This is a genomic window from Ezakiella sp. (genome assembly GCF_034180565.1).
GTDB lineage: Bacteria > Bacillota > Clostridia > Tissierellales > Peptoniphilaceae > Ezakiella.
In genome coordinates this window covers 20,135-43,737 of sequence record NZ_JAXFOB010000007.1, presented here as the reverse complement: position 1 = coordinate 43,737, position 23,603 = coordinate 20,135, and the positions used below count along the sequence as shown (strand labels likewise).

Here is a 23,603-nt window from a genome sequence, read left to right as displayed (position 1 = left end):
AAAAGCCTCCATAGAATATATTTGAAAAAGCCTTAACTTTTTCTTAATCAAATTTCCTTTTAACTTACGTATTTTACACCACTTTTAGGTAATAGTCAACCCGAAATTATTAGTTATAGAAAATTCAAATACCGAATAAAAATAAATAGGTTTTCATTATATTTAGGTTACAATAAGTTTAAATTTTTCACAAAAAAATACCCCTTAAGTCCAAATATGGATTTAAGGGATATTTTAATTTTTTAGATTGTTTTTATTTATCTTCTTCTATATTTTTTACAATCTCAACTTCGCTCTCCGGAGCTTCGATTTTATCTTCCGGCGAAACGTGCCTATTGAATATTTCCATAAACTCGTCTCCGGTAATTGTTTCTTTTTCGATTAAATGATTTGCAATATCGTGTAGTGCTTCTTCATTTCTCTTTAAAATATCAACTGCCTTTTCATGTGCAGATTTTATTAAATCAAGAACAACTTCATCCGCTTCTTTATGGGTACCTTCACTCACAATCACTTGCGAACCGCCTCCAAGATATATGTTACTATCTTGAACAAGAGTTGCCATTCCGAATCTGTCGGTCATACCATATCTCATAACTATTGCATTTGCAATATTTGTGATTTTTTCAATATCGTTTGACGCTCCCGTCGTTTGCGTGTTAAAGATAACCTCTTCAGCTGCACGACCTCCCGAAAGAGTGACCATTTGATTGTATAGCTCTTCTTTACTCATGAGGAATTTTTCCTCTTTGTCGATTTGAAGAGTGTAGCCGAGCGCACCGCTTGTTCTCGGAATAATTGTAATTTTTGCAACAGGCGCCGAGTGTGTTTGACTTGCGGCGACAAGAGCGTGCCCAACTTCGTGGTATGCAATTATTCGCTTTTCAGCCGGCGAAATGACCATTGATTTTCTTTCATATCCGGCTATAACGACTTCAACGCTTTCAACGATATCCCTTTGGGTTACTTCAGTTCTACCTTCTCTAACGGCTCTAAGCGCCGCTTCATTTATCATATTTGCAAGATCCGCACCGCTTGCGCCTGCAGTTGCAAGACCGATTTGCTCGAAGTTTATATTGTCCTCGTGTCTTACATTTCTTATATGAACTTTTAGAATGTCAATTCTTCCCTTTAAGTCAGGAAGCTCAACCGGAATTCTTCTATCGAAACGTCCCGGTCTTAAAAGTGCAGGGTCCAAAATTTCAGGTCTGTTTGTTGCCGCCAAAATGACAACGCCTTTTTTTCCGTCAAAACCGTCCATTTCAGCCAAGAGCTGATTGAGAGTTTGTTCTCTTTCATCATTTCCGCCTAATTGCGAATCTCTTCTCTTTCCGATTGTATCAATTTCGTCGATAAAAACAATACATGGTGCTTTTTCGTTCGCCTGTTTGAAAAGATCTCTCACACGGCTTGCGCCCATTCCGACAAACATTTCAACAAATTCCGAGCCGGAAATTGAGAAAAACGGAACATGTGCTTCTCCCGCAACTGCTTGTGCAAGAAGAGTTTTACCCGTTCCCGGAGGACCCACAAGAAGCGCACCCTTCGGAAGTTTCGCACCGATTCTTGCGTATTTTGCCGGGTTATGAAGGAAACTTACGATTTCGCTCAGCGCCTCTTTCGCTTCCTCTTGTCCCGCAACGTCTTTAAAAGATTTTCCCGTGTTCGCCTCAACATAAACTTTGGCGTTACTCTTTCCGAAACTCATCGGACCGACGCCACCCATGCTCTTTGCAAGTGAACGTGAAAGTATTCTTCCTCCGACGATTATTATGATTATAGGTAAAAACCAACTCAATACGCTTACAAATAGCCCCGGCTCTTCTTGAATCTTTGAGCCGAAATCAATATTCTTTTCATGAAGAAGTTTTGTGAGTCCCGGGTCATCCCACGGGCCTGTTTTATAAATGACTTCCTTACCGTCTTCTTCCGCTACAAATAACCATTGATTTGATTGTTTTTCAACTTTCTTTACAACTCCGGCTTCTATCTTTTCGAGCATGTCCGAATACCCGACTTCCGTTACACTCTGTTTAAGTAAATAAGGATATAGAACTAAATTAACGAGAAGTAGTATTCCGACAACAATACCGTAATATATAAATATGGAATAAGATTTCTTCGGTTTCTTCATTTTCATCTTCCTTTCCTGATAATATAACTTATTTATACCCTCAGTTTTTCATATCTAACCACTTAACGCTACATTATAAATTATGCGCAAATAAAAACGGGGTTTCCCCCGTTATATATTAACCTGCAAATGCAAGTGTTCCTTTTTGCTTTGTATCAAATCCTCTGTATTGATAAACTTGACCTTGATAGAACATATATACTTTTCCTGTGTATTTATCCACAAGGAAGTCCCAAACAACAGGGATTACATAATATCTGTCATTTTCGTCCTTGACGGAGAAGCCTTCTTTGATTTTCCATCTCATTTCGTCCTCAGGAGCGTTTCCTTGGGTTTCGCCTTCCTTCGGCTCTGTCCATTTTTTGCCGAAATTGGTTTTATATGCTTTTTTAAGTTCTTTCGTCAAAATCTTTATCGCTTCATCTTTTGTAAGAGGCTCGGATTTTTCAGGATATTTCCAAACGAAAATTTGTTGGAAATTCGGAATTAAAGGAGCAACTTCACTCGATTCATCTCCGAGAACGTATTTTACATTGAAGTTGAAATATTCAAAGAATTGTTTAAGTGGAACATAAACAATCTTTCCTTCTCTTACAGGAAGGACGTCTAAAAATTCAGGTTTATCATTTAGCTCAGCCGATTGGTCATTGAGTCTGAATGTGATTTTTGTCTCTTTTGTTTTTATAGTGAACTCGTCACCGTTTTGCGGATTTACTTTAACCTCTCCTCCGACAATGTCACTTAAAACATCGACCGGAAGCATCGAGGAGCCTTCCACAATTTCAATGTTGGAACTTTTTATAATATTTCCATTTGCAACAAGAAACATTCTCGGTGGATTTCCAAGTGCAATCTTGTCATTTTGACCAAATTGAATATATTTTTCTTCGTCGGTGGAAATATCCACTCCATCAATATTCGTTTCGGCGATTCTTGCCGATGACTTTGGTCTGAATATTACAAATAAAACGATTATAAGTAATACAGCGAGGACCAAATAAACCTCTTTTCTCAATCTTACTCTCATGTTATCCTCCTTTTACAATTTAAGACTTTAGTTATTTATATTATACCCAACCATATAAAATAATAACTCAAATTGCTATTCCTTTGATTTTTTTATATCTAATTTTGTATCAATGTCTGTAAGTGTAATTTTCACTTTTTTTATTCTTCTGTCCTCAACTTCGAGCACTCTTATGCTTGCGTTTTCGAATTCGATTTCAGAAATTCTATTTGTGTTCGGAATATATCCCAATTTATTTATTATAAATCCGGAGATTGTGTCATAGTCCATATCCTCAGGAAAATTTGTGCCGAGCATATCATTGATATCCTTTATCGACGTGCTTCCCTGAACGACCGCTTCGTTTGTTGTAAGCGCATATACATCAGGCTCATCATTGTCAAACTCGTCGTCGATGTCGCCCATAATTTCCTCTGTCAAGTCTTCCATTGTGACTATTCCGCTGAATCCGCCATATTCGTCCATGAGAAGCGAAAGATGTCTTTGCTCTCTTTGCATCTCTTGAAAGAGCATATGAATATTTTTTCTTTCCGGCACAAAATATGCCGGCTTTATTAGTTTTTTTATATCGAGATTTTTAATCCCCTCTTTATAGACAACTTTAAAAATATCCTTGAGATAAATTACACCTACAATATTGTCGATGTCATCATCATACACAGGAATTCTCGAGTATCTGTATTCCGCGAGTTCATCCATATATTCTTCCGGCTTTTTGTTTATATCCACCATGAAAACTTCTGTTCTCGGAGTCATAATTTCCTCCGCAACTCTCGAGTTAAATCCCATAACTCCGTCAATCATTTCTTTTTCAGCGGAGTTTAGAATGCCTTGTTCCTCTCCGAGTTCAACCATCGATGTGATTTGATCAATCGTCACGACCGGTTTTAAATCCGGAAGATTAAAAATTCCTATAATCGTATTTTTGAGCCATTTCTCCGCTTTATAAATCGGAGTTATAATAAGAACAAAAAGATATATAACGAATTTTAAAGACTTGATATTCTTGTCCGGATTTACACTTCCGAATCTGTCAGGAAAGTCAACCGTCAAAATGTTGTAGATTAAAAGAGAAATTAAAACAACCAATGTGACAACAATAAACGAAAGTCCCTTTTCAAGTTCAAGATTTATATACATATTTTGAGCAAGAAGCAGCAGTTCAAATATAAATGCAAGTTTTATAAGATTATAAAACAAGTCCAAACTCAAAATCATATCCTCTTTTTTGTCCGAGAAATCCATTTCTTCTTCTCTGTCGAGATTAAATTCGGCACACATTACAGTAGTTCTTAAAAATCTTGTAAAAAATGATAATATTATATTTATTAAAAAAAATACCACAAACCTTATACACGAGTCAGTGTCCATTAAGCATTGTTCTCCTTCTTATAGTCTTCGATTAAAATTTTCAAAATTCTTTCCGCCGCAAAACCGTCTCCATACGGATTTTTAGCGTGGCTCATACTTTTGTACATATCGCCCTTTTCTATTAATTCTTCGATGTTTTTTCTTATATTGTCATAATCCGTTCCGACCAATTTACATGTGCCGGCGTCTATTCCCTCAGGTCTTTCGGTTTCCTCTCTTATTACGAGCACAGGCTTTCCAAAGCCCGGCGCTTCCTCTTGAAGTCCGCCGCTGTCCGTGACGACAAACGAAACTTTACTCAAAAGGTGAACCATATCATGATATGAAAGCGGCTCTATCAGTTCCACATTTTTCATATCTCCGAAATATTTTTTCGCATATTCTCTAATCTTCGGTGTAAAGTGCATCGGGAAAATGAGTTTCACATTCTTTTCCTTTATAGCATCTTTCACAGCGCCGAAAATATCGTCCAAATGATTTTGATTTTCCCTTCTGTGACAAGTCAAGAGAATTATATCTTCGTCCCTCAAATGGTTCAAAGCATCATATGTGAAGGTGTAATTGTCTTTTTTCGAAAGTCTCAAAGTATCAATTACAGTATTTCCCGTAACAAAAACACACTCTTTTTTAACTCCTTCATTTATAAGATTTTCCATCGAAAGAGATGTCGGTGCGAAATTTAAGGATGCCAAAGAGCTTACCATCTTTCTGTTCGCTTCTTCAGGGAACGGACTCAAAATATTGTTTGAGCGTAGACCCGCTTCTATATGACCGACCTTTATACCGTTGTAAAAAGCCCACAAAGCGCCAGCAAAAACAGTCGTCGTGTCCCCTTGAACAAGACAGTAGTCAAAATCCTTGTCCTCAAGGCTTTCAAGAGCATTGAGTGCGTGCGATGTGATGTGTGAAAGACTTTGTCCCGATTCGAAAATTCTAAGATTTGTGAAATTTTCAATGTCCAAATCCTCTATCATCATATCGAGAAGTTCTCTATGTTGCCCCGTAAAAACCACACTCAAGTCGAATTTACCGTCTTCACGCATCGCTTTTATTATCGGATAGCATTTTATAATTTCGGGTCTTGTCCCGATAATTAATACAACCTTTATCAAATTAATCCCCCTCAGTGATTTCATCTTCGTTTTTTTTGCCGTCTTTTCTGAAAAGACCGAATATTGTAGCCAAAACTATGATCATAATTATTGTGAGCGCACTCAAAACCATACCGAAAGCAGGTGGAACTTTTGAAATTAAAAGTCCCATGAGCGAGCAGGTGATGGACAAGCCATACATAATTAAAACAGCTTGTTTTACAGTGTATCCGCTTTGTACAAGCCTGTGGTGAAGGTGTCCCTTGTCCGCCATCATGATTTTTTTGCCGTTGATTGCACGTCTGAAAATTGCAAAGAGCGTGTCAAAAACAGGTAGCGCAAGTATTAAAACCGGCACAATCAAAGTCATTGTCGTGACCGATTTCATAACGCCCTCAACCGAAAGACATGCAAGTATAAATCCAATCGAAAGAGCCCCCGTGTCGCCCATAAAAATTTTAGCCGGGTTGAAATTGTACGGTAAAAATCCAAGTGTACTTCCTGCAATTGCAAGAGAAAGCGTCGGAACAAAGCCAACTTTTTCACTCGAAAAATAAAAAGTAAGTGCACTTATTGTGGAAAGTCCGGCGCAAAGTCCATCCATTCCGTCAATAAAATTTAGAGCATTTGAAACACCCACAATCCAGATGACCGAAAGAACAGGTCCGACAACGCCGAGACTTATAGTTTCCTGCGGACGGAAAGGATTTGTTATATGGGTTATTTTAACTCCCGCCGAAACCACTATGACCGCTGCAATTATTTGAAGAATAAGTTTAACTTTCGGTTTTATGTCAATCTTGTCGTCGACCATTCCTGTAATGACAAGAATTCCGCTTCCCGCCAAAATTGCAATAAGCTTCGGCGAAAGGTCGACAAATAGAAGAATTGTTATTAAAAACGCGATGAAGATGCCGAGCCCTCCAATCGTCGCAACGGCATCTTTGTGCATCCTTCTATTGTCTTTCGGAATATCTATAAAACCGTATTTTTTTGATATATAAATATTAATAGGTGTAAGTGCAAAACTTATGCAAAATGCCACCATAAAAATATAAAAAACGTTCATTATTTAGTACCGAAAAGTCTATCTCCCGCATCTCCGAGTCCAGGTATAATATACTTGTTGTCATTGAGTTTTTCGTCAACCGAGCATACATATACATCAACATCCGGATGAACCTTGTGGAATTCTTCAATTCCTTCCGGAGCGCCTATAATATTTGCGACTTTAATATTTGTAACGCCCATTTTTTTGAGTTCAGAAACTGCGTCGATTGCGCTTCCGCCGGTTGCAATCATCGGGTCAATAACAATGACTTGACGATTTGTAATATCTTCCGGCATCTTGCAGTAGTAACTTACCGGTTTGAATGTCTTCGGGTCTCTGTAGAGTCCTATGTGTCCGACCTTTGCGGCAGGAATAAGATTTAAAAAACCGTCGACCATGCCGAGACCTGCTCTTAAAATCGGTACAATTGCAACTTTTTTACCCGAGATTGACTTTACATGTGTCTTTCCCATCGGAGTTTCAATTTCCACTTCTTCGAGCGGAAAATCTTTTGTGAGCTCATATCCCATAAGCATTGCAATTTCAGTTACAAGTTCTCTGAACTCTTTTGCGCCTGTGTCTTTTTGTCTTAAAATCCCCAATTTGTGTTGAATTAAAGGATGATCACAAATAATAGTTTTTCCCATCATTATTCCTCCATTTTACTAATTTTATCTAATCTTTTTTGGTGTCTTTCGCCTTGAAATTCTGCATTTAAAAATGATTTTACAATCTTTATCGCAAGTTCTTCGCCCAAAACTCTGCCGCCAAGAGCAATCATATTTGCATTGTTGTGCTCTTTTGCCATTTGAGCTGAAAAACAATCCGAAAGAAGAGCACATCTTATTCCCTTGACTTTGTTTGCAGCAATCGAAATCCCAATTCCCGTTCCGCAGAAAAGAATCCCCAAATCGACTTCCTTGTTTACAACTGCATCAGCAGTCTTTTTTGCATAGTCCGGATAGTCGACTCTTTCGCCTTCGAATGAGCCGTAGTCGAAAAGTTCGTATCCTTCTTCCTTCGACAAAGCTTCCATAACTTTCAATTTTAAATCGTATCCGCCGTGGTCACTACCAAATCCAATCTTCATCTTTATCCTCCAAAATTCTGTGTTTTGAGCTCTTCATCATCCTTTCATAAAGCGCGAGCCCAATTCTATCTTTCTTAAAAGCTTGAACAATAATTATGTCGCCGTCCATTTTATCCGCATCTCTTAGAGCGTGAAAATATCTGTGACTTGCTTCCTCAGGTTTTTCATAGTCGCCTATAACAATGCTGTTGTCACGTTTTCTGTTTTGCTCCGAAAGAATATAAATACCGTTTATATTTAGTTTGTCCAAATATTCGTCCGTGTCTTTCGGATCAATATCCATAAGAACCGTCGGTTTACTTGCCATATAGTGGCCGTACTTTTGTCCCGGACTGAGTGGCTTTTCCTTTGTCTTCATATCAATCAGACAATCTCCGACTTCCCTTGCGATTTCTTCCCTCGTAATTTTTCCCGGGCGAAGAATCACAGGCGGATAACTCGTACAAAGCACAACCGTGCTTTCAAGTCCGATTTCCGTATCGTCTCCCTTTATAATCGGCACGTTTTTTTGACTCAAATCGTAGTAAACATCGTCAAATGTCGTCGGCGACGGTCTGCCCGAAATATTTGCGCTCGGTGCCGCAATCGGAACTCCGCACGCATCTATAAAATCGCGCGCAAGCTTTAAGCTCGGCATCCTTATAGCAACAGTGTCGAGTCCCGCTGTAACCGCTTTCGGCACAGATGCATCCGCCGGCACAATCATGCTTAACGGACCCGGCCAAAATTTTTCCATCATAACTTTTACATACGACGGATAACTTGCTGCAATTTTGTCAAAATCTTCTTTGTGTGCGATGTGAAGAATGAGAGGATTGTCCCCCGGTCTTCCCTTCGCTTCGAAAATTTTCTTTACAGCGTCGGAATCAAATCCGTTTGCGCCGAGACCGTAAACCGTTTCGGTCGGAAATGCAACAATATTTCCGGATTTTATAATCTCCGCCGCTCTTTTTATTCCTTCTTCATTTGGTTCTATTATTTCACTCATTAGAAACTCACTTCATCCAACTTTCTTAAATTATTGTCGTTTATAATTTTTATAAGTTTGCCCGGATAACCCGAATCGGTTGCGTATCCGGCTCTTCTTATCGCATATGCTCCTCTCACATAGTCAAACATAACATCTCTGAAAATTTGATATCTTTCTTTTGTGAGAAGCAGTTTTTTGTGGTCATTCCAACTTTCGTTCACGCTGTTATACGCTCTGAAATAGTCGTCGATTCTATATAAAACTCCGTTGTATTCTTCCCAAGTGTTTGAGATTATGGAACCTGCAGAGCCCTTGCCTTTTATACCGAAAAGGTTTCTGGAAATCCTTCCCGTGTATTTATCTACAGGAACATATTGTCCCCATCCCGTTTCAAGAATGGCTTGTGCCATTTGAATCGATGCCGCCATTCCGGTTTTATTCATCGCTTCGATTGCAAGCGGTGAAAATTCTTCGATAAATTTATTCTTCTGCACTATCGGAGCCGGTCCGAAAATCTTTTCATTGTGAATTTTTACACTCACAACATCGCTCTTAAGTTTTCCTTTATTTGTTTCGATTTCAGCGTAAATCTTGTATGTTCCGCTCTTTCTGTTTGCCGGAGAAAATTTTGTCTTTCCGCCGACAATACCTTTTACTGTGAAGGATGACGGTCCGCTGAAGACATAATTTACACTCTTTGCTTCGAGATTCGAGTCGTATGAAAGTTCCGTTTCGCCCGTGATAACTGCATTAGGTCCAACCCCTTGAAGAAGAAGTCTTCTTCCGCCCTTAATCGTGACATTAACCTTATCGGTCGATAAAATTTCACCGTTTGGAAGGGTGACCTCCGCTCTCAAATAATAGCTTCCGTTTAAATCTTCGGATGGATTAAAAATATACTCACCATAAGGTTTTTCCTTCAGTAGTGTTTCTCCTGCAACATTTCCGAGATAATATCTGGTCGAGGTGACGTCAAAATTTCTATTTACATTTAACGTAACCGTCTTATTTATAACCTCATTCGGTTTAACTCCCGTAAGGGCAAATCTTCTTGAAGTTTGAATTTCGAAATTGACGGGATTTGAAATATAATTGTTTCCGTCGATGTCAACCGCATTTATTGTAACTTGAACATTTCTCGATTCTCCACCCGGCACTTCAAATTGCCAAGGTGCAAACGGGTCTTTGTTTTCGTATTTTTTTGCCTTTCCGCTGTTGTTGTCAAGAACTGTATAGCTCAAAGACACCGGAACAAAATTGAATTTCGGTGTAAGTTCCGCTTTTTCGTAAACTACTGCGCCTTCCGTCACTCCTTCAAGCGATACTTCAGGAACGAGTTTCGTATTCACTTTCTTTCCGCGACCGGTGACAATATTTCCATTTTTGTCATAACTTGCGATCAAAATTATACTAAAATCCTTCGCCTTTACCGGAGTGTATGAAATATTCAAATTTGTAGACTTTGCATTTATAATACCTTTTTTCGTAATCGGGTCAACTATGAACAAATTTGATTTTACAATTCGCGGCGCTATATTTTTGCCCGGAATTATAGTATAGTTTTGAATTGTCCTTGCGACGTCGTCAAAACCTTGAATTTGGTATGAGTCGTCGGGATTTGGAGTTCCCTCCTCAATTGTAACCGTGTTTGTCGGAAAATCGTAGCTTACAGCCATGTTAAAACTTTCCGCAATAACTCTCACCGGCACATATGTTCTGTCATTAATAAGTTGAGCCGGAACGTCGGACAATATATATTCTCCGTTCGGAAGTTCTATCAAACGACTTCCGATTTGAAGAGTCATCTTTCCCGATGTGTCGCTTATAACAACTTCCTTTGAATAATCTATATAATTTACTTCCTTATTCAGCGCTTCCGAAATAAATCTTATAGGCACAAGGATTCTGTCATCTTTATTCACAGACTGTGCAACATCCGTTATATCATTTCCATTCACAATAATCTTCGTCTTTGGACGAGCATATATTTTTGAAATGGACAAAAAAATAATTCCAAATATAAGTAAAAATTTTGATATTCTTTTCATATTGTCCCTCCGTCTTTTATTTATATTGTACTTAACTACATTATATATTAACGGCGTGCTTTTTTCAAGATTTTCATCGCATGATATAATATTGTAACATAATGAAATGCTTGAAATATTAATAAAACGTGATATAATATATGTATTAATTTAGGTGGTGAGAAAAATGGAATTATTAAAACAAAAAATATTAACTGAGGGAAGAGTTGAAGATGGCGGAGTTTTAAGAGTCGACAGCTTTTTAAATCACAGATTGGATATAGAATTTTTAAACGAAGTAGGACTTTATTTCAGAGACAAATTCAAGGGGCTCGGCATAAACAAAATTCTCACAATTGAAAGTTCCGGAATTGCAATTGCTACAATAACTGCTCAATATCTTCACGTGCCGGTTGTGTTTGCAAAGAAAAACGTGCATATAAATTTGCCGGACGAAGTTTATATTGAAGACGTCCATAGCTTCACGCAAAAGAAAAACAACAAACTTGTCGTTGCAAAAAAATATTTGAACGAAGACGACAAAATTCTTATCGTTGACGATTTCCTCGCAAAGGGAAATGCTTTAAGAGCGCTTCTCAGTATGGTAAAAAAAGCCGGAGGTTCCGTAGAAGGTATCGGCATCGTAATCGAAAAAACTTATCAAGGCGGCGGCGATGAAATCAGAAAAGAAGGCTACAATCTTGTATCGCTCGCAAAAATTAAATCAATGGAAAACGGCACCGTTCAATTCGCCGATTAAGAAATCATGGAGATGTCCATGATTTTTTTTATTTGCTTTATAATATCTATGGTGAAATAAAACTCTCCATAGATATTTTTATGTAAAAAAATAACGAGATAAATCTCGCTATCTTCTATATTTTCCACCTGATTCATTGTTTTTTTCAAGAATTTCAACCCAGTCGAGGCTCTTTCCCGTTCCAATTGCCACACATTCGATTGTGTTTTCGGCAACTCGAACATTGATTCCGGTTCTTTCCTGAATGATTTCAGGAAGCCCTTTTAGAAGCGCTCCACCGCCGGTCAAAATAATTCCTTGATTTGAAATATCCGCTGCAAGTTCAGGCGGAGTTTTTTCAAGCACATAGTGAACAGCTTCGAGAATTTCCTGAACAGGTTCCTTCAAAGCTTCGAGCATATCGTTCGAGCTTACAACAACATTCATCGGAAGTCCGGAAACAAGATTTCTTCCCTTTACTTCCAAGAATTGTTCCTCTTCGAGCGGATATGCACAGCCGATATTTACCTTAAGTTCTTCAGCCGTTCTTTCTCCAATCATCATATTGTGTTTCTTTCTTACATATTTTGTGATTGATTCATCGAAATTGTCTCCGGCAACTTTGATTGACTTTGAAACAACAATTCCTCCGAGGGAAATTACTGCAACGTCTGTTGTTCCTCCTCCGATATCGACAACCATATTTCCGGTCGGCTCTGTTATATCAAGACCTGCACCGATTGCAGCAGCAATTGGCTCTTCAATCAAATAAGTTTTAACAGCGCCTGCTTCATTTGCAGCTTCAATAACCGCTCTCTTTTCAACTTCCGTACATCCCGAAGGAACGCAAACAATCAAGCGCGGCTTCAAAAGCATTCTGCCGAGAGATTTCTCGATAAAATATTTAAGCATCCTTTGAGTAATATTGTAATCTGAAATGACACCTTCCTTTAAAGGTCTTACAGCAACAATATTTCCAGGTGTCCTTCCAAGCATTTTTCTCGCTTCTTCTCCAACGGCGAGAAATTTATTTGTAAATTGATCAATTGCAACGACCGACGGTTCTTGAAGAACAATGCCCTTGCCTTTTACATAAACAAGCACACTCGCCGTTCCAAGGTCAATTCCAACGTCGTTTCTAAGCATAAAACCCATAATTATCTCCTTCTTTGTATATTACATTACTCTCTTTATATCTGCACCCAAAGCTCTAAACTTCTCTATTACATCCTCATAGCCTCTGTCTATATGATAGACGTCGCCTATTTCCGTTTCACCTTTAACAGTTAATGCCGCAATTATAAGAGCTGCACCGCATCTCAAGTCGGTCGCCTTCACCTTTGCCGCTCTAAGTTTTTCAACACCTTGCACAATCGCCGTTCTTCCGTCGATATTAATATTTGCGCCCATTCTCTTAAACTCGTCGGCGTGCATGAATCTGTTTTCAAAAACCGTTTCGATGACCACGCTCGTGCCTTCCGCAATCGTTGCAAGTGCCATAAATTGCGCCTGCATGTCCGTCGGCATGCCCGGGTATGGAAGTGTTTTTATGTCAAAACCCTTTACTCTTCCGTGGTGGCTGACATTTATCGTGTCTCCGTTTTCCGAAATATTCACTCCACATTCCTTGAGCTTCGCAATAACCGGTCTCATGTGACTTGTGATAACATTTTCGATGATTATATCTCCGCCCGTTGCCGCCGCCAAAATCATAAATGTGCCCGCTTCAATTCTGTCCGGAATAATTTGGTGTCTGCAGCCGTGAAGTTTTTTTACTCCTCTGATTTTTATAGTCGAAGTTCCGGCGCCTCTTACTTCCGCGCCCATTTTATTTAAAAAGTTCGACAAATCAACAACTTCAGGTTCCATAGCCGCATTTTCGATTGTGGTTTCTCCCTCAGCCAAAACTGCCGCCATCATAATATTTTGCGTTGCGCCGACACTCGGGAAGTCGAGATAAATATCGTCGCCGATAAGTTTTTCGGCGCTTGCATTTACCATACCTTTTGAAATGCTGACTTCAGCTCCCAAAGCCTTGAATCCCTTTATGTGTAAATCAATCGGTCTTGTGCCGATTGCACAACCGCCCGGCAAAGCATTTCCCGTGTGACCCATTCTTGAAAGAAGCGGACCCATAACGCAAAAACTTGCGCGCATCTTGCTCATAAGCTCTTCGCCGGTAACCGTATTCGTAATACTTTCCGCATTTATAACATATAAATTTTTATCTCTATGCTCAACTTTTACTCCGAGTCCTCGTAAAACTTCGCATAGTATTTCAACGTCTTTTAATTCAGGCACATCCTCAAGTACAATTTCCTCTCCGCAGAGAATTGTTGCACACAAAATAGGAAGCGCCGCATTTTTCGAACCGCTTACTCGAACACTTCCCTTTAATTCACCTGTGCCTCTTACAATAAATCTTTCCAAAAGTTATCATCCTTTGTATATAATCAATTAATTTTACCATATATAAAAATTTTAATCAAGATAAAAAATTTATACGATGTAGATAATGGCGTTTAGACCGTAATCTTTTCCCTCGCGTCTATAGCTGTGAAAACGCCTGTCGCAATAGGTGTCGATGTCCTCAATAAAAATATTCTCCGGTTTTATGCCGAAATTTATAAGTTCAAATTTTACAAAGTTTTTTAAATCATATAAATATTTGCCAGGCACTTTGTCCTTTGTCGCAAATGTTCGAAAACCGTATCTTTCCTTGAACTCGTCCATAAAATCTTCGCCCACTTGAAAAGACGGCTTTGAAATCGAAGGAAGAAGATAAATGTCCAAATCTTTTTTGTCTTCATCCATTTTGTTTATCGCTTCAAAATAAATTCTCTTTTGAACGCCTCGCCATCCCGCATGAACAAGAGCGGTCCGCTTTTTACCTTTAATTAAAATCGGAATGCAATCCGCCGTCACAATCATAATCGGATTGGACGACGTTACGAAGCCGTCCACATTATAATATTCACCCGGATGTGGATTTAAAACCACATTTCTCGTGTGTTTTTGAAAGGTCTTGGCAATATTTTTTTCGGTCAAACCGTAAAATCTTAAAAATTTATTTGTGTTTTTTAAATTGTACTTTCTGAAATTAAAATCAATCCCGGTCATAATCAGACTCGAATTGTCCGAAAAATCTTTTCTATAAAAGATTTTATCCTTTATTTTTACCGGCTCTAAAAAATTACTTCGCATAATAAATTACCAAAATTATCGCCGCCGGCACACCGAAAATCCCGACTAAAATACAGTTCAAGTTTGTGAGAGGAACAAATAAGTCGAAATTTGAAAGAAGAAAATTTACAATCAAAAGTAAAACCGCTCCCGCAATTGCATTAATAATAAGTTTAAATATAATTTTAAATGGAACTGACAATATTTTTAAAATTAAAAATAAAATCACTCCGCCGATAATAAAATACATTCTATCACCTAAGCCAATCTCTTAATCCATTTTTTCTTGAGTATTCTCGGTGTTCCGATTGCAAGTTTTACAACTTCATCAGTCGACGAAAGAAGAAGTGCGCCCCAAAGCGGCACCCCGAAAAATACAACTCCAATTGCTGCAAAAGGAATTCCCACGCACCACGAGCAGAACAGTTCCAATAACATCGAATACTTTACGTCTCCACCTCCACGAAATACTCCGACAATAGAAACGGAGTTATACATTCTGAAAGGATATGTCGCGCCGAACGCCATTAATGCTAGTCTTGCCGATTCACGCACGCCCGGAGTTAAGTCCGGGAAGACCTTCAGCAAAATGTGCGGAATAAAAATTAAAACCGAGCCTAAAATCACACCCGCCGTAAATCCGACAGTCAAACTTTTAAGCGCCATATCGTGTGCTCTGTCGAGCTTGTTTTCACCAATTTTTATGCCGAGAATAACAGCAGATGCCGAGGAAACTCCTCTCGCAATGACATAAAGCATATTTGAAATTGCCTGTGCAACTTGAATTGCCGCAGTCGCTTCAACGCCGATTTTTGCATATATTGCTCCGTAAACCACTTGCGCAAGACTCCAAAGCGTTTCTTCGACAGTTACAGGTGCAACAACGCGCACAAAATACTTTCTGAAGTCCTTGTCGATTGAAAATAAATCCTTGACATTCGCATAAAGAGGACCTTTGTATTTTCTGATTACATAAATAAGTACAAAGCATTCGGTAAATCTTGCAAAAATCGTTCCGACTGCGGCACCCTTTACTCCGAGAGCCGGAAAGCCGAATTTCCCGAAAATGAAACAGTAGTTAAAAAATGCATTAACAAAAAACGAAATAAAACTTGCGATGAACGGGCTTCGTGCATTTCCGGTGCTTCGCATTGCAATCCCGATTGCAAAACTCATGCCCGTTACGATGTATGAAAGGGAAACCACTTTCATATATTTTGCGCCTTCGGCAATTACTCCCAAATCATCCGTAAAAAGCGAAATCAAATATTCAGGAACAAAATAGGCAAGTATGTTGAAAACAATAGATACCGCAATCGAAAATTTGAGGGCGTAACCGAGAGTTTTCTTAACTCTGTCCATCTCATTTGCACCAAAAAATTGAGCAAGCATGATTGACGCCCCCGTATTTATTCCAAATAGTATAAAGCTGTAAAAAAAGAAAACCTGATTTGCAAGTCCGACTCCGGCAATCGAGTTTGTGCCGAGCTTCGTTATCATGAAAGTATCGAGTGTATTGAGGCTGCTCGTAATTAAACTTTGAAGCATAACCGGTACAGCGATTTTTGTCAGCGAACTTGTAAATTCTTTGTCCTTAATAATTTTTCTCCACATATATTATCCCTCAATTCATTATAATTATCCACTATTATACTGTTTTTATATGTTCTAAATTTTATCTCATAATTATATTCATCTTTAAACCATCTGTTTAAAAAATTTAAGTAGTTGTCTCCTTCTCTCGACTTCACACGAAGTTCACGTTTTCTTTTGTCCGCATTCACAAAAAATCCCAAATCTCTGTACTTGTCAAGATTCGGAGTCGAGGTGTAACTTCCCTCCAATATCGTTATGTCCCCTTCCGGAATCCATTTTTTATAAAACTTGCCGCTCCTGCAATCATACGCTCTAATAAAGAAGCCACTCCCACTTTTTATTTGAGGAATGACTTCTTTTATAAATCGTCTTACATTAAAATTGCCGGCTCTTTTATCTCTCTTTTCTCCACGTCGGTAGAAAAAATCATCCGCTTCTATTAACCTTACTCCGGAAATATTGCACTCAAGTTTTTTCGCCAGTGTCGATTTCCCGCTTCCGGAAAATCCGTCTAATGTAATAAACATATCTTATCTGTTGTTGTTTTCAAGCAATTTTCTGAGCATAATAACAATCGGCGGAACTATTACGACAAGCATTATGATGCCTGCGATAACCATTGCGAATGCTCCCGCGATAAATGCTTTGAATGTGAAAGGTTCAACCCCTGCAACAACTTGAACTTCGATAAATTTCATAAGTGCATAAACAACTCTTCCTGCAAGCATTGCGAGCACCAAAGAGATGAGTGTTCCAACATAGTCTTTTTTAAACATACGTTGGAAAAGTCCTGCAAAAAGTCCATAGCTTGCGAGTTCAGGAATCATTACGAGCCATTTTGCAACCGGTGGCATTCCTGTTATAAGTCCGCTTAAAACTACGGAAAATGCTCCGGTTAAAAGACCGCTTACCGGTCCGAGTAAAAGTCCTGCCACAAGTGCCGGAAGATGCATAGGTAAGAATGTCCATGCATTCGGAACACTGTGAAATGCCCATGGTATTATTACGCCCAAAGCAATAAATACAGCAGTTAATACCATTTCTCGTGTAGTAATTTTTTGTTTCATAAAAACCTCCTAGCTTAATTCTCCGTCGCCGTAAACGGCAAAGAAGAATCTTTCATCTGTATCCTCTATTTTTTCGAGTAAATCGATACAGGTGTCAAGACTTATATTTCTTGTTGTAATAACAAAACTGTCTTGCGTTTCAAAAATCGAGTGCACATACGGAAGCAAAATTCTTTCGATTTTATAGGAGCCTTGGTCAAACGAAAAATAAAATCTGTGTGTGATTCTAGTTTCGTCAATTTTAGCTTTTTCAGGCAGGGTCAGCTTTATATCATCGCCATTAATAATTTCTATCAAATCAAGTAAAACCCCGTTCGATGCGGAATATTTTCCCGCTCCTTCACCTATAATCTGCACTTCTCCAATAATATCCCCGACCATGCCGAGCATATTGTTGTTGCCTCGTACATTCGCTCTCAAAGTGGACTGTTCATACAAAGTCGGCGCAACAATTGCTGCAATCTTGTCGTTGTCAATCATTGCATAGCTCATGAGTTTCGGGGTCAGTTTATGTCTTTCAAAAAAACCGAAATCGAGATTTCTAATGTTTTGGATTCCGTATGTCGGAATATCTTCTGGAACTACATATTTATTAAATGCGAGCATCATTGAAATAATGAGCTTATTTCTCGAATCCACTCCTGTAATGTCATCAAAATAATCTGGCTCCTGATATCTCAAAATTCTACTTTTTAAAAGAGCTTCTTTGAAATCAATGCCGTCCCTTTTCATCATGTCCAAAATAAAATTGCTGGTTCCGTTGAAATTGCCGTAAACCTTGCTGATATTATTTATCTTTCCATACTCGGAAAGAGTTTTGATCCACGGAAGACCCGCGCCGACCGTCGATTCAAATCTGAACTTGACATTGTTTTCATTTGCGAGCTCAATAAACTCAGCTAAATGATTTGCGACGATTTCCTTGTTTGCGGAAACAACATTCTTCCCTCTTTTCAAAGCCTCGGTTGCGATTTCGTATGCAACATCGTTGTCACCAATTGCAATTACAATCGTGTCGATTTCGTTGTCATTCAAAATCTCCTCCCTGTCGGTTGTGAAGAGAAGACTGTCTCGTCCTTTAAGACCGCGAACCAATATTTTTTTTACTTTTATGTCGCTCATTTTTGAATTTATCAGCTCGTATACTCCGCTGCCGATAGTTCCAAACCCCATAAGGCCGATTTGCATCAATACCACCTCAATACAATTCTACCATTAAATTAAAATTCTGTAAACAGAAAAACAAAATTTAACCCATATAATATAATTCTTTTCTATAAATTATTCCGGCCGAGTACATTAAATACTCCATCGCATTTGAGAGAAATAGTCCCCACATAAGTCCAACAGCGACGTCCGTCGGATAATGAACGCCGAAATAAAGCCTTGTAAATGCAACATATGTTGCAAAAAGTGTGCCGAAAACCGCCGTGATTCTGCATGTCTTTTTTGACGATGTGCTATTTCTTATTATTAAATACAAACATCCGAAAAAACATGCGGAAGCGGCACTGTGTCCCGAAGGAAACGAATGCCCCGACTCGAGAAAGTGCGCATATGAAGGTCGCACTCTCGTGTAAAATGATTTTATTCCCTCGTTTATCCCGGTTGACAGTAACATTGTTAAAGCGAGGTAAAAACCGTATCTCCATCTTTTTATTGCGATTAAAATTATAACCGCAACTGCACACAATATTACCGCATTTATAGGATTAAAAATACTCGTTATGAACAAATTGAAATCATAAATTGATTCGCTTTTGTCTCCCAAGAAAATCATCGCGATATCTTTATCAAGTTCCGAAAAAATTCCCGTCGGAATTATTATCGTAAGTAAAATTGTTACAATTCCAAAAATGAGAAGATTTTTTCTCTTCATCCGAGTAGCCTTTCAATTTCCGCTCTAAGCTCATCCGCATTGTGCGCCACATTTAAATCATAGTCCACTTCGCGACCGTTAAAATAAATAGCCATCATTCCTGCGGACAGCGCACCCATAACATCGCCTTGAGGATTGTCCCCAATCATAATCGATTGCTTTTTGTCACAACCGCTCTTGTGGATTACGTGCGCATAAAATTTCGGGTCCGGCTTTCCATATCCGAAGTCGCCCGAGACGAAAATGTCTTTAAAGAGATGGCGAATGCCCAAAGTGTCAATTTTTTTGTGTTGAATTTCGCTAAGTCCGTTTGTGACGATTCCGAGTTTGTGCTCTTTACTTAAATCCGTCAAAAGTTCAACCATCCCCGGAAGTGCTTCCGTATAATCGTTTCTTCTTTTTAAAACTGTTTCATAAAATTCATCTTTCGAAACTCCGCTGAAAATATCCTTCAAGTCGCTCCATACTGCTTCCTTAAAAAGTTCCATATGCTCTTCTTCGTACGGAGTTTCCATCAACAGAAAATCGAGCGGGTCAATTCCAATTGTTTCATTGTATTGAAATTCGAAATATTTAATCATTCTCGGTCTTAAAGACGTTCTTAGTTTTCTTCTGAACAAATCCGCATCCATGTCGACTTTTAAATCCGCTCTTATTCTTTCATAAATTCTTTTGTTGCAATTTTTGGTATCCAAAATTGTGTCATCCAAATCAAAAAAAATCATAATTCCTCCATAAAATTTATAATAACAACTTCCGCTCTGTTAAAAAACCTCGGCACCAAATATTTTTTCTTCGATGCGCCGGAAGTTAAAAACATATTCTGCTCCCCTTTTGTGTATAGTCCCTTTTGAAACTTCGGAAAAAAACCTTGCCCCGGGGCAACAATTGCACCGATAAACGGCAGTCTCGCGTGTCCCCCGTGAGCGTGTCCGGTGAGTACCAAATCGAAACCCGCATCCATATATTTTTCAAAATATTCCGGGCGATGCACGAGTAAAATATTAAACTTCTCATTGTCGAGCGTTTCTTTAAAATAAAGAAGTGAATAATTAAAATCGCTTTCATTCACAGTCGCGTCGTCAATTCCATATATCTCAAAATTCGAAATCGAAATCGGAGAAGTTTTTCTCGAGAGATATGTCGAATTATTTTTAAAATAGTTTATAAGTTCCGGTAGATCTTTTCGACGAACTTCGTGGTTTCCAACCACATAAAAAGTTTCTCTCTCGCCGATTTCCGAAAAGAGTTCATCGACATTGTAATCCTCCGCTTTATCATCAACTATGTCGCCACCCAAAAACACAAAATCCGAGTCCTCTGCCTCACTTTTTATAATCTCAAGCACTCCGTCCGCAGGGTTCGAATGATAATCCGCAATAAAAATCGCTTTGAAATTTCCACGCATTTTTTTCGATTTTATTTCGAGAATCGTCTTCTTCGCTTTCTTTGAATATAAAAATCCGAAAATAGTGAGTAGAACAAGTTCCAATATCAATAGCTTCAGCGATTTAAAAATAAAAACATTCGAAAAAACAAATGCCGCAAACACTATAAATTTAAACAAAAAATTCTTTCGCATATTAAAATTCATTTTAAAATTTTACAAAATCAAAAATTATGCCTATGAAAAACGCTCCCAAAATAATAAATCCCGGGTGCAGTTTGTTTAGTTTTTCCCTCATAAAAAATACAAGTGCCATAATCGCGACCATTCCAAGAGTGTAAAGACCCTCCACTTCTTTGAAAAACGAAATGTAAATCGGTATTATAGCCGCAGCGATAAATCCGATTGAAACCGGTTTTAATGTCTTTAAAATATTTTGCATATATGGACTTTTTCTGTATTTTTCAATGAGTTTTGCAATCATTATCACAATTATTAAAGATGGCAAAACTAAACTCAAGGGTGCTATAATTCCGTATAAAATTCCGCCCGCCTTTATTCCGGCAAACGTCGCCATATTTATTCCAATAGGTCCCGGTGTCGACTCGCTCACGGCAATCATAGTCAGGAGTTCATCCTGCGTAAAATATCCGAAAGTTTCGCCCATCTTTGCCAAAAACGGAATTGTCGCAAGTCCGCCCCCAATCGAGAAGAGTCCTGTTTTAAAAAATTCATAAATCAGTCTTAGCATATTTCACCTCAATCATCGAAACGATTGCAAACATAAGCACAATTAAAGGAAGCGGCACTTTTAAAAATGCGAGAGTTAGAGCGATTGCGATATAAGCGAGGCTCCTTACCGACTTTGCTTCCTTTATAAACATCTTGTACAAGGTGTGCAGTATCAGCGCCGAGACCGTAATTTTCACGAGTTTTGTGCCGTAGTAAAATTTGTCCGACAAAATATCTATAAATCTGTATATGATGCTTATAATTATAATCGACGGCGCAATAAATCCGAGTGTCGCAACAATCGCACCCGGAACTTTTGCATGCTTATAACCCACAAATGTCGCCGTGTTTACACCGATTATGCCGGGAGTCGCTTGTCCGATCGCAAAGTATTCCAAGAGTTCGTCTTCTGTCGCCCATTTTTTGTTTTCGGCAATTTCTCGTATTAAAATAGGAAGCATTGCATAACCCCCACCGAATGTGGTAATTCCTATCTTAAAAAAAGCGATAAATAATTCAATCACGCATATGCCTCCCTCACCGTCTCGTCGACCAGTACATTCATTGCATCTATTACATTGTCATTTTTTATATCCAAAAGAGAAAGCTCCGTACATGCAAGGATTACTCCCGCTTTTTCAGATTTTTCCTCGAGCATTTTTCGAAATTCCGGGAAATTTTGAAGCTTCGGCTCCTCGCCCTGTTTAATCCTATAAATTGTATCGTTGGATATTCTCTTTTCTTCGTCTGTTAAAGGCAAATATTCTTTGTTTTCCTGCTCGAGATATTTTTTATAAATTTTCGACTTATATGTCCCCTCCGTCGCAAAAACATAAGTTTTGTCACTCGCCTTTTTAGCCGCAAGATGAATCATATTCAAAATTTTTATATCGGTCATCTTTACAAACTCATCATAATAAAAATGGCTGGTGTTGCAAGGAATAATTATAAAATCCGCACCCCAAACTTCCGCCATCTTAAAATTGTTCTTAAAATGCTCCAACAACTCTTTGGAGTCGCCGCTTACAATGGATTTCGTTCTGTCCGGCATAAGACAATCGGAAATTATCAGCGTTTCTATATGCTCCTGGTCCTTTGTCGCAGGAGATTTTTCAATTATTCTCGTATAACAATCCGAAGTTGCAAGCGGACCCATCCCGCCGACAATACATAATTTCCTCATTATCTTCCCTCAAATTCTTTTGATGTTCTTACCGACTCGAAATGTCCGTCAATTAAAACTTTTCTGACGCGTCCGTAAAAATCAAATCTTGAAATCATGACCTCGCGGCCACAACCCACACATTTGATTTTCATATCGACTCCGGTCTTTATTATTTGCCACTCATTTTTTCCGCAAGGATGCGGTTTTTTCATCGTGACTATATCGCCTTCAAATATCTTAAGCATTTTTCTCCGTCTTTAAATTGATATCCATCTTGTTGTATGGAATTTCAATATTATTCCTATCCAATATATTTTTAATTTCTTCTCTCATTTCGCGCTCAATTCTCCATTGTTCACCCGGAACCGCATATGCCACAACTCTTAATAGCACCCCGGAATCCATAAGTTCAACCGGTGCTTGAAGAACCGGTGCTTCGATAACCGATTTCGCCCCGTCAAATTTTTCTGCGAGACCTTTTGTAAGCAATTCCTTCGCTCTCGCTAAATCCGATTCATAGGAAATCGACACTTCAACCATCGCCCTTTGAATGTTTTTGGACCTGTTTGTGACGATTTTTATAAGATTGTTCGGAATTGTGTGAAGCTCGCCGTTGAAATCTCTTATAGTTGTGATTCTAAGAGCAACGTCAACAACAACTCCTTCCTTCCCCGCAATAGAAACATAGTCTCCAATGTTGAAAGCGTTTTCAGCAAGAATAAATATTCCACTTATAAAATCCTCTATAAATGTCTTTGCTGCAAGACCGATTGCAAGACCCCCGATTCCGGCGGTAGCAACAAGTCCTTTCGCATCAATTCCGAAAATACTTAAAGATGCAAAAAACCAAATTATAAGTATAAAGGTTTTTGTGAGCGATTCAACGAGAGAGATGAGCGTTTGAAATCTCTTTCCCTCAGGTCCGTGAAGCGATGTAAACCTCTTTTTTATAGATTTAAGTATAACTTTTTGTATCACTCTCACAATGAGAAAAGACACAATTAAAAGTCCTCCGGCAAGCAAAAGCTTGCTGAAGAACTTCAATTCACCATTTTCATTTAATAAAAATGTCTTTAAAACTTCCAAATTTATCT

Annotated in this window: 26 protein-coding genes; 1 reads left to right on the top strand and 25 read right to left on the bottom strand. The window is 38.6% G+C overall.

Annotated elements, in window-relative coordinates; genetic code table 11:
• Positions 1 to 253: 253 nt before the first annotated feature.
• The 9 genes from ftsH to SPI61_RS00720 form a co-directional block, all read right to left on the bottom strand.
• On the bottom strand, positions 254 to 2,140 hold the full coding sequence (gene ftsH / locus SPI61_RS00760; RefSeq protein WP_321136229.1) for an ATP-dependent zinc metalloprotease FtsH: 1,887 nt from the start codon (positions 2,138 to 2,140) through the stop codon (positions 254 to 256).
• 112 nt (positions 2,141 to 2,252) lie between these two features.
• Positions 2,253 to 3,161, bottom strand: coding sequence for a copper amine oxidase N-terminal domain-containing protein (locus SPI61_RS00755; RefSeq protein ID WP_321136228.1), 909 nt, complete (start codon positions 3,159 to 3,161; stop codon positions 2,253 to 2,255).
• 75 nt (positions 3,162 to 3,236) lie between these two features.
• Positions 3,237 to 4,532: a hemolysin family protein gene (locus tag SPI61_RS00750; protein ID WP_321136227.1), complete on the bottom strand. Its 1,296-nt coding sequence runs from the start codon at positions 4,530 to 4,532 to the stop codon at positions 3,237 to 3,239.
• A complete protein-coding gene (wecB, locus tag SPI61_RS00745; protein WP_321136226.1) occupies positions 4,532 to 5,644 on the bottom strand; it encodes a non-hydrolyzing UDP-N-acetylglucosamine 2-epimerase in 1,113 nt (370 codons plus the stop codon). The genes SPI61_RS00750 and wecB overlap by 1 nt, the downstream gene beginning before the upstream one ends.
• 1 nt (position 5,645) lies before the next feature.
• On the bottom strand, positions 5,646 to 6,692 hold the full coding sequence (locus SPI61_RS00740; protein ID WP_321136225.1) for an MraY family glycosyltransferase: 1,047 nt from the start codon (positions 6,690 to 6,692) through the stop codon (positions 5,646 to 5,648).
• Positions 6,692 to 7,321: a uracil phosphoribosyltransferase gene (gene upp / locus SPI61_RS00735; protein WP_321136303.1), complete on the bottom strand. Its 630-nt coding sequence runs from the start codon at positions 7,319 to 7,321 to the stop codon at positions 6,692 to 6,694. Before upp ends, SPI61_RS00740 begins: the two co-directional genes overlap by 1 nt.
• Before the next feature lie 2 nt (positions 7,322 to 7,323).
• Positions 7,324 to 7,764 carry a ribose 5-phosphate isomerase B gene (rpiB, locus tag SPI61_RS00730; RefSeq protein ID WP_321136223.1) on the bottom strand — a complete coding sequence of 147 codons (441 nt, stop codon included), beginning with the start codon at positions 7,762 to 7,764 and terminating at the stop codon, positions 7,324 to 7,326.
• Positions 7,745 to 8,752, bottom strand: a complete 1,008-nt coding sequence (locus tag SPI61_RS00725; protein ID WP_321136221.1) for an L-threonylcarbamoyladenylate synthase — start codon at positions 8,750 to 8,752, stop codon at positions 7,745 to 7,747. The genes rpiB and SPI61_RS00725 overlap by 20 nt, the downstream gene beginning before the upstream one ends.
• Positions 8,752 to 10,782 (bottom strand): glucosaminidase domain-containing protein, encoded by a 2,031-nt coding sequence (locus SPI61_RS00720; RefSeq protein ID WP_321136219.1) that lies wholly within the window; start codon positions 10,780 to 10,782, stop codon positions 8,752 to 8,754. The genes SPI61_RS00725 and SPI61_RS00720 overlap by 1 nt, the downstream gene beginning before the upstream one ends.
• A gap of 166 nt (positions 10,783 to 10,948) precedes the next feature.
• Between SPI61_RS00720 and SPI61_RS00715 the strand changes: the two genes are divergently transcribed.
• Positions 10,949 to 11,521 carry a xanthine phosphoribosyltransferase gene (locus tag SPI61_RS00715; protein WP_321136218.1) on the top strand — a complete coding sequence of 191 codons (573 nt, stop codon included), beginning with the start codon at positions 10,949 to 10,951 and terminating at the stop codon, positions 11,519 to 11,521.
• 108 nt (positions 11,522 to 11,629) lie between these two features.
• Here SPI61_RS00715 and SPI61_RS00710 read toward each other — a convergent pair whose 3' ends face one another.
• The 16 genes from SPI61_RS00710 to SPI61_RS00635 form a co-directional block, all read right to left on the bottom strand.
• Positions 11,630 to 12,655, bottom strand: a complete 1,026-nt coding sequence (locus SPI61_RS00710; protein ID WP_321136217.1) for a rod shape-determining protein MreB — start codon at positions 12,653 to 12,655, stop codon at positions 11,630 to 11,632.
• A gap of 21 nt (positions 12,656 to 12,676) precedes the next feature.
• Positions 12,677 to 13,930 carry a UDP-N-acetylglucosamine 1-carboxyvinyltransferase gene (gene murA / locus SPI61_RS00705; RefSeq protein ID WP_321136216.1) on the bottom strand — a complete coding sequence of 418 codons (1,254 nt, stop codon included), beginning with the start codon at positions 13,928 to 13,930 and terminating at the stop codon, positions 12,677 to 12,679.
• Positions 13,931 to 13,999: 69 nt separating this feature from the next.
• Positions 14,000 to 14,704: a polyphenol oxidase family protein gene (locus SPI61_RS00700; RefSeq protein WP_321136215.1), complete on the bottom strand. Its 705-nt coding sequence runs from the start codon at positions 14,702 to 14,704 to the stop codon at positions 14,000 to 14,002.
• Positions 14,694 to 14,933 carry a pro-sigmaK processing inhibitor BofA family protein gene (locus SPI61_RS00695; protein WP_321136214.1) on the bottom strand — a complete coding sequence of 80 codons (240 nt, stop codon included), beginning with the start codon at positions 14,931 to 14,933 and terminating at the stop codon, positions 14,694 to 14,696. Before SPI61_RS00695 ends, SPI61_RS00700 begins: the two co-directional genes overlap by 11 nt.
• A gap of 8 nt (positions 14,934 to 14,941) precedes the next feature.
• The gene (locus tag SPI61_RS00690) at positions 14,942 to 16,297 is read right to left on the bottom strand and encodes an MATE family efflux transporter (protein WP_321136213.1); all 1,356 of its coding nucleotides are present in this window, start codon (positions 16,295 to 16,297) and stop codon (positions 14,942 to 14,944) included.
• Positions 16,252 to 16,806: a hypothetical protein gene (locus SPI61_RS00685; RefSeq protein ID WP_321136211.1), complete on the bottom strand. Its 555-nt coding sequence runs from the start codon at positions 16,804 to 16,806 to the stop codon at positions 16,252 to 16,254. Before SPI61_RS00685 ends, SPI61_RS00690 begins: the two co-directional genes overlap by 46 nt.
• Positions 16,807 to 16,809: 3 nt before the next feature.
• Positions 16,810 to 17,346 (bottom strand): ECF transporter S component, encoded by a 537-nt coding sequence (locus SPI61_RS00680; protein ID WP_321136210.1) that lies wholly within the window; start codon positions 17,344 to 17,346, stop codon positions 16,810 to 16,812.
• Between the two features lie 9 nt (positions 17,347 to 17,355).
• Positions 17,356 to 18,534: a homoserine dehydrogenase gene (locus SPI61_RS00675; protein WP_321136208.1), complete on the bottom strand. Its 1,179-nt coding sequence runs from the start codon at positions 18,532 to 18,534 to the stop codon at positions 17,356 to 17,358.
• Positions 18,535 to 18,595: 61 nt separating this feature from the next.
• A complete protein-coding gene (locus tag SPI61_RS00670; protein ID WP_321136207.1) occupies positions 18,596 to 19,225 on the bottom strand; it encodes a phosphatase PAP2 family protein in 630 nt (209 codons plus the stop codon).
• On the bottom strand, positions 19,222 to 19,950 hold the full coding sequence (locus SPI61_RS00665) for an HAD family hydrolase (protein ID WP_321136206.1): 729 nt from the start codon (positions 19,948 to 19,950) through the stop codon (positions 19,222 to 19,224). The genes SPI61_RS00670 and SPI61_RS00665 overlap by 4 nt, the downstream gene beginning before the upstream one ends.
• Entirely contained in the window at positions 19,947 to 20,792 is an 846-nt protein-coding gene (locus tag SPI61_RS00660; RefSeq protein ID WP_321136205.1) for a metallophosphoesterase, read from the bottom strand. Before SPI61_RS00660 ends, SPI61_RS00665 begins: the two co-directional genes overlap by 4 nt.
• Positions 20,793 to 20,820: 28 nt before the next feature.
• Entirely contained in the window at positions 20,821 to 21,363 is a 543-nt protein-coding gene (locus tag SPI61_RS00655; protein ID WP_321136203.1) for a chromate transporter, read from the bottom strand.
• The gene (locus tag SPI61_RS00650; RefSeq protein WP_321136202.1) at positions 21,344 to 21,868 is read right to left on the bottom strand and encodes a chromate transporter; all 525 of its coding nucleotides are present in this window, start codon (positions 21,866 to 21,868) and stop codon (positions 21,344 to 21,346) included. Before SPI61_RS00650 ends, SPI61_RS00655 begins: the two co-directional genes overlap by 20 nt.
• Entirely contained in the window at positions 21,865 to 22,527 is a 663-nt protein-coding gene (locus SPI61_RS00645; protein WP_321136201.1) for an aspartate/glutamate racemase family protein, read from the bottom strand. The genes SPI61_RS00650 and SPI61_RS00645 overlap by 4 nt, the downstream gene beginning before the upstream one ends.
• Positions 22,527 to 22,754, bottom strand: coding sequence for a DUF951 domain-containing protein (locus tag SPI61_RS00640; protein WP_321136199.1), 228 nt, complete (start codon positions 22,752 to 22,754; stop codon positions 22,527 to 22,529). Before SPI61_RS00640 ends, SPI61_RS00645 begins: the two co-directional genes overlap by 1 nt.
• Positions 22,747 to 23,595, bottom strand: a complete 849-nt coding sequence (locus SPI61_RS00635; RefSeq protein ID WP_321136198.1) for a mechanosensitive ion channel family protein — start codon at positions 23,593 to 23,595, stop codon at positions 22,747 to 22,749. Before SPI61_RS00635 ends, SPI61_RS00640 begins: the two co-directional genes overlap by 8 nt.
• Positions 23,596 to 23,603: the final 8 nt, after the last annotated feature.

What these genes read in the sequence shown, in the direction of transcription:
- SPI61_RS00640 (WP_321136199.1), bottom strand. Translation starts at nt 22,754, where the DNA reads ATGCTTAAGATATTTGAAGGCGATATAGTCACGATGAAAAAACCGCAT.
- upp (WP_321136303.1), bottom strand. Translation starts at nt 7,321, where the DNA reads ATGGGAAAAACTATTATTTGTGATCATCCTTTAATTCAACACAAATTG.
- SPI61_RS00700 (WP_321136215.1), bottom strand. Translation starts at nt 14,704, where the DNA reads ATGCGAAGTAATTTTTTAGAGCCGGTAAAAATAAAGGATAAAATCTTT.
- SPI61_RS00725 (WP_321136221.1), bottom strand. Translation starts at nt 8,752, where the DNA reads ATGAGTGAAATAATAGAACCAAATGAAGAAGGAATAAAAAGAGCGGCG.
- SPI61_RS00645 (WP_321136201.1), bottom strand. Translation starts at nt 22,527, where the DNA reads ATGAGGAAATTATGTATTGTCGGCGGGATGGGTCCGCTTGCAACTTCG.
- rpiB (WP_321136223.1), bottom strand. Translation starts at nt 7,764, where the DNA reads ATGAAGATTGGATTTGGTAGTGACCACGGCGGATACGATTTAAAATTG.
- SPI61_RS00710 (WP_321136217.1), bottom strand. Translation starts at nt 12,655, where the DNA reads ATGGGTTTTATGCTTAGAAACGACGTTGGAATTGACCTTGGAACGGCG.
- SPI61_RS00675 (WP_321136208.1), bottom strand. Translation starts at nt 18,534, where the DNA reads ATGCAAATCGGCCTTATGGGGTTTGGAACTATCGGCAGCGGAGTATAC.
- SPI61_RS00715 (WP_321136218.1), top strand. Translation starts at nt 10,949, where the DNA reads ATGGAATTATTAAAACAAAAAATATTAACTGAGGGAAGAGTTGAAGAT.
- SPI61_RS00740 (WP_321136225.1), bottom strand. Translation starts at nt 6,692, where the DNA reads ATGAACGTTTTTTATATTTTTATGGTGGCATTTTGCATAAGTTTTGCA.
- SPI61_RS00685 (WP_321136211.1), bottom strand. Translation starts at nt 16,806, where the DNA reads ATGTTTATTACATTAGACGGATTTTCCGGAAGCGGGAAATCGACACTG.
- SPI61_RS00720 (WP_321136219.1), bottom strand. Translation starts at nt 10,782, where the DNA reads ATGAAAAGAATATCAAAATTTTTACTTATATTTGGAATTATTTTTTTG.
- SPI61_RS00680 (WP_321136210.1), bottom strand. Translation starts at nt 17,346, where the DNA reads ATGAAACAAAAAATTACTACACGAGAAATGGTATTAACTGCTGTATTT.
- SPI61_RS00755 (WP_321136228.1), bottom strand. Translation starts at nt 3,161, where the DNA reads ATGAGAGTAAGATTGAGAAAAGAGGTTTATTTGGTCCTCGCTGTATTA.
- SPI61_RS00670 (WP_321136207.1), bottom strand. Translation starts at nt 19,225, where the DNA reads ATGAAGAGAAAAAATCTTCTCATTTTTGGAATTGTAACAATTTTACTT.
- SPI61_RS00695 (WP_321136214.1), bottom strand. Translation starts at nt 14,933, where the DNA reads ATGTATTTTATTATCGGCGGAGTGATTTTATTTTTAATTTTAAAAATA.
- SPI61_RS00690 (WP_321136213.1), bottom strand. Translation starts at nt 16,297, where the DNA reads ATGTGGAGAAAAATTATTAAGGACAAAGAATTTACAAGTTCGCTGACA.
- ftsH (WP_321136229.1), bottom strand. Translation starts at nt 2,140, where the DNA reads ATGAAAATGAAGAAACCGAAGAAATCTTATTCCATATTTATATATTAC.
- SPI61_RS00665 (WP_321136206.1), bottom strand. Translation starts at nt 19,950, where the DNA reads ATGATTTTTTTTGATTTGGATGACACAATTTTGGATACCAAAAATTGC.
- SPI61_RS00655 (WP_321136203.1), bottom strand. Translation starts at nt 21,363, where the DNA reads ATGCTAAGACTGATTTATGAATTTTTTAAAACAGGACTCTTCTCGATT.
- SPI61_RS00750 (WP_321136227.1), bottom strand. Translation starts at nt 4,532, where the DNA reads ATGGACACTGACTCGTGTATAAGGTTTGTGGTATTTTTTTTAATAAAT.